Annotated in this window: 3 protein-coding genes; 2 read left to right on the top strand and 1 reads right to left on the bottom strand. The window is 67.5% G+C overall.

Annotated elements, in window-relative coordinates; genetic code table 11:
* Positions 1-657 precede the first annotated feature (657 nt).
* The gene (locus E6J58_24035; GenBank protein ID TMB31882.1) at positions 658-1227 is read right to left on the bottom strand and encodes a hypothetical protein; all 570 of its coding nucleotides are present in this window, start codon (positions 1225-1227) and stop codon (positions 658-660) included.
* Between the two features lie 729 nt (positions 1228-1956).
* Between E6J58_24035 and E6J58_24030 the strand changes: the two genes are divergently transcribed.
* Both E6J58_24030 and E6J58_24025 read left to right on the top strand, forming a co-directional pair.
* Positions 1957-2928 carry a pyridoxamine 5'-phosphate oxidase gene (locus tag E6J58_24030; protein ID TMB31883.1) on the top strand — a complete coding sequence of 324 codons (972 nt, stop codon included), beginning with the start codon at positions 1957-1959 and terminating at the stop codon, positions 2926-2928.
* Between the two features lie 122 nt (positions 2929-3050).
* Entirely contained in the window at positions 3051-4730 is a 1680-nt protein-coding gene (locus E6J58_24025) for a hypothetical protein (GenBank protein TMB31881.1), read from the top strand.
* Positions 4731-4987: the final 257 nt, after the last annotated feature.

The raw sequence follows: 4987 nt of genomic DNA, 5'->3' as shown, positions 1-4987 counted from the left end.
ATGCCGCAACTGGAAATCCTGCACCTGCCGGGCGATCACACCGCCGGCGCGAATCCGAAGTACCGGACGCCGCGTGCCTACATGGCGGACAACGACCTGGCGCTCGGGAGAATCGTCGAGGCGCTCTCGCGGTCCCGGTTCTGGCGCGACACCGTGGTCTTCGTGCTCGAGGACGACGCGCAGGCAGGGCCTGATCACGTCGATTCGCACCGCTCGCCCTTGCTGGTGATCTCAGCCTGGAACCGGCCGGGAACGATCCGCCGTTTCGCAAACACGACCGACGTCGTCGCGGCCATCGAGGACATCCTCGGTCTCGGCCAGCTTGCGCGGCTGGACTACTTCAGCCGGCCTTTGTCGGATGTCTTCGCGGCGTCGCCGGACCTGGCGCCCTACCCGGCCATCGTGCCGCAAGCCGACATGGAGGAGATGAATCCGCCGAAAACCGCTGCCGCGAGGATGTCAGAGGGGCTCGATCTGAGCGGCCCGGATCGCATCGACGACGCGCGTTTCAACCAGGTGCTCTGGTCGGCGTTGAAGGGGGAGGAGCCGATCCCTCGGCCGCAGGCGCGAGGCCCGGTTCATCTGTTGCAGATGAGCAGATGAGGGCGGCCCGGAGCCGGGGAGCGTGGCCCCGGGCGTCGCCTCGTGGTCGGCGTCTTAGGGGACGAGCCCGCCGACGAGCCCGGTCAGCGTTCCAAGCAGCTGGTTGAGCAGGCCGACGAGGCCGACCACACTGTTGAGCGTCTGCAGGATCGTGCAGACCAGATTACCCAAGGGCGCGGATGAGTCGCCAGAGATGTCGATCGCGATTGGTTGTGTCGTGATCTGAAGCCCCGCGACGTTGAGATTCACGGCGCCGATCTCGAGGTGGAGCGCCTCACAAGTGGCCTGTTGTGGCGCCGCCGCGCTGTTCGGGGCGGCAGCCCCTTTGCGGGCAGGGCCTACCTGGACAGGCAGTGTCACCTCGACGAGCGCACTTCCCTTGCCTTCGACCGAGCCCCTCACGATCCCGATCGCGACCACCACCTGGTCGGCGCCCGCCTCGAACCTCTCGATACTGAGCGTGCCGACGAAGGTCTCGCCGGTGATCGCCGACCCCGTGATGGGGAGCTGTAACGGCGCTGAGCCATCCTTCGCCTGCTTGTCTGATGGCGCTGCGATCGCGGCTGTCGCAAGCAGCAGCAGGGCGATCGGAATCGAAAGGTTCAAGTGCGATTTCCTGATCATGATTGCCACCTCCCGCCACAGGGCAGCCGGACGGCCCGGCCGCCTCTCCGGGCGGTGCGGCGAAGGTTTGGATACGCGGTAGACGCGGCAAGAGGAGTCCGGTTCATTCCTGCAGGCAACGGGGTGTTTGCGTGACGCAGTGGGCCGCCGTCTCCCGCGGAGACGCCTCGCTTCGGTCCCGACTCGACGCCGAATCACCGCGCGCGTCTTCGACCTGGAAGACGACGCGCAGGGCATCGAGCACATCCTGGGGCCGACCTCTGCCCGTTTCGATTGTCTGGGCCCCGCTGTTGCATCCGTACTAGCCCGCTGGACCTGTCGCACGCATCTGCTCAGCCGACACTCAGGCGCTAGCCCCGCATATGTCCAACGATAGCCGCGGTCCTGCGACGCCCGCGTCGTCGGTCGCACTTCGATCTTCGCCCATTTCAAGCGGATTACCTGATGCCAGGGTGACAACAAGCTCCGGAATTGATTGGGGCAGAGATTGATCAAGTCGGAACAATAGGTCTGCCGCGAGAGGAGTGTCAGATCCCCCACGAGAAGGACGGCTTTCGGGTGACGCACTTCTCGGTGCAAAGCAATCACGTGCACGCGCTGGTCGAAGGCGACGACGTTCAATCGCTCTCCCGCGGGATGCAGGGGCTCGGAGTCTCCATCGCGAAGCGGATCAATCGGGTCGGCGGGCGGAGCGGGCGCGTGTTCGACGACTTGGCTGCTCACAACCGGATGGCGACGCGCGAAACCGAAAGCGCTGTTCGGGATCATAGCTGCGTGACCTCGAGAACCGGAGCGAGCATCGACGCGGCGGAGGAAGGCCCGTTTCATCCGGGCGAGTTGGAGGCGCAGCTCCTCGCCGGCGGCGGTCCTCCTGGGGCCGGCATTCGCGACTGGATGACGGATCAGCACCGGGCATTTTTCGAGGCGCTGCCGTACGTCGTCGTCGCGACCCTCGACGGCGGATGGCCCGCGGCTACCATGCTCGCGGGCTCGCCCGGATTCGTCTCAGCGCCCGACCCGCACACGCTGCGCATCGCCGCCGGTCTCGACGCTTCCGACCCTGCACAGCGCGCACTGACGCCTGGAACTCCAGCGGGGCTGCTGGGAATTGACTTGTCGACGAAACGGCGCAACCGGGCGAACGGCATCATCACGGCTGCCGGCGACCACGGATTCACGCTCGACGTCCGGCAGAGCTTCGGGAACTGCCCGCAATACATCCACGTCCGAGAGGTCAAAGCCGTTCCCGCGCGCGTCGCGCCGCCGGAAACACTGCCTCAGCTCGACGGCGACGCGCGCGCGCAGATCCAAGCGGCGGATACGTTCTTTGTCGCCAGCGCCGCGCGCACCGCCGAATCGAACGGCGGTATCGACATCTCCCACCGCGGCGGACCGCCCGGATTCGTCCGCGTCGACGGAAGCACGCTCACCATCCCCGACTACCGCGGGAACCGCTACTTCAACACGCTGGGCAACTTCGTCTCGAATCCGCGGGCGGCGCTTCTCGTCGTTGACTTCGCCACCGGTGACCTGCTTCACCTGCAAGGCGCAGTAGAGATCCTCTGGGACACTTCCGAGGTGCGTACCTTCCTCGCCGCCCAACGGCTCTGGCGCGTGCGGGTGGATCGGGTCCTTCGGCGCCGCGGCGCACTCCCCCTGCGATGGAGGCTGCTTCCGTACGACGGCCGGTCCGCTCGCTAGCCTGCCCCCTCTGCAGCCGACCCGGACAGCCTCTGAAGCTGCCCAGCGGCACCCTTGCCGCTGAGCGGGAGCGCCAAAAAATCTAGGTAGGCGACTCGCCGAGTGGCGAGCCGGGGGGCAGCATGCAGACGAGAAGCATTCAAATCGCGCTTCGCGCGCTGGTTGGCGCGTATGCCGCATTGGCGTTCCTTTCCATCGGCTGTGGTTCGGGCGCGCTGCCCCCGTGGACGGCCGCTTCCACGGCCCCCGGCACGGATACCAATACCTGCACGGCGCCGGAGCACGGCCGGATCTCCTGCAACATCGTCTGCGATGACGGCTACACCGCTTGCGGCGACATCTGCACCAGGGTCGACAGCGACAGGCGCAACTGCGGCTCCTGTGGAAAGGCCTGCAGCGGCGACCAGACCTGTAGCGGCGGCGTCTGCGTCGGCTCCTGCCTCCAGGGCCAGACGGCGTGCAACGGCGCGTGCGTCGACACCGACAACGACGATCGCAACTGCGGTGGGTGCGGGAACGGCTGCTCGGCCGATCACGCCAGCGCGTCCTGCCGCCAGGGCTCCTGCGACATCTCCTCCTGCCATCCGGGATGGGCGAACTGCAACGGCAACGTCCACGACGGGTGCGAGACCAGCATCGACAGCGACCGCAACAACTGCGGCGGCTGCAACGTGAGCTGCCGCGAGGACGAGATCTGCGAGCACGGGCATCCCGTGCGCTGTGGTCCGAGCGAGCACCGGGAAGGGAACGAGTGCGTCGCCAACCGCTGTGGCGATACCGACAACGACCGCGACAACTGCGGCGTCTGCGGGAACCGCTGCAGTGAAGAGGAGATCTGCGACCACGGCCACCGCGTCCGCTGCGCGCCGGGCTACCACCGCCAGGGCAACGCCTGCGTTCCGAACCCGGGCTCGTGCGGCGACACGAGCAGCGACCGGGAGAACTGCGGCGCCTGCGGCAGTCGTTGCGAGGACGACGAGATCTGCGAGCGCGGGCACCACGTCCGCTGCGGCGCCGGCTCCCACCGGGAGGGCAACCGGTGCGTCCCGAACCCGCCGTCGTGCGGCGATACCGACCAGGACCGGGACAATTGCGGCGCCTGCGGCAGCCACTGCGCCGACGACGAGATCTGCGTGGGAGGGCACCACGTCCGCTGTGGCGCCGGCTTCCACCGCGAAGACAATGCCTGCGTTCCGGAGGCCTGCGGCGATACCGACCATGACCGGAACAACTGCGGAGCCTGCGGCAACCGGTGCGGCGACGACGAGATCTGCGATCACGGCCGCCGCGCGAGGTGCGGAGCCGGGCATCACCGCGAGGGCAACGCCTGCGTTCCCAACGGCAACTCCTGCGGCGACACCGACAATGATCGCGACCACTGCGGCGGTTGCGGCAACCGCTGCGAAGACGACGAGGTCTGCGACAAGGGTCACCGCGTCCGCTGCACCACCGGCTACCACCGCGAGGGGAATCGGTGCGTGGCCAATGGCAATTCCTGTGGGGACACGGGCAATGACCGGAACAACTGTGGCGCCTGCGGCAACCGCTGCGGGGACGACGAGGTCTGCGAACACGGGAAGCACGTGAAGTGCGACGAGGGCTTCCACCGCGAGGGCAACAGCTGCGTCGCAAACTGCGCGGGCGGCTGCAACGGCAACGACAAGGTGACGATCTGCCATCGCCCGCCCGGGAATCCGTCGAACGAGCACACGATCACGGTAGGCGCATCCGCCGTTCCGGCGCACCTGGCGCATGGCGACCACCTGGGACCCTGCGCGGACGGCAAACACGGCGGCGGCTGAGTCGCCTCTGATCGGAGTCGAGGGCCCGGTTGCGGAGACGTGACCGGGCCTTTCGCTTTTCACCGCGGGGGATGAGAATCGTGCGGGATGAAGGACAGCAGGATCGGAAATCCCGCTCTAGCCTCGCGCCTGCGCCAGGTGATGCGCGGCGACGTCCTCTTCGGCGCCTTCGATCGCGGGCGCTACTCGACGGACGCATCCATCTACCAGATCGAGCCCATCGGCATTGCGCTGCCCAAGGGCGGCGAAGACGTAGA

It is taken from the genome of Deltaproteobacteria bacterium (assembly GCA_005879535.1).
Lineage (GTDB): Bacteria > Myxococcota > Myxococcia > Myxococcales > 40CM-4-68-19 > 40CM-4-68-19.
The sequence above is the reverse complement of the archived record's forward strand: the minus strand, read 5'-3'. Positions and strand labels throughout refer to the sequence as shown.

Coding starts and splice junctions, on each gene's coding strand:
- E6J58_24035 (TMB31882.1), bottom strand. CDS start 1,227: ATGATCAGGAAATCGCACTTGAACCTTTCGATTCCGATCGCCCTGCTG.
- E6J58_24030 (TMB31883.1), top strand. CDS start 1,957: ATGGCGACGCGCGAAACCGAAAGCGCTGTTCGGGATCATAGCTGCGTG.
- E6J58_24025 (TMB31881.1), top strand. CDS start 3,051: ATGCAGACGAGAAGCATTCAAATCGCGCTTCGCGCGCTGGTTGGCGCG.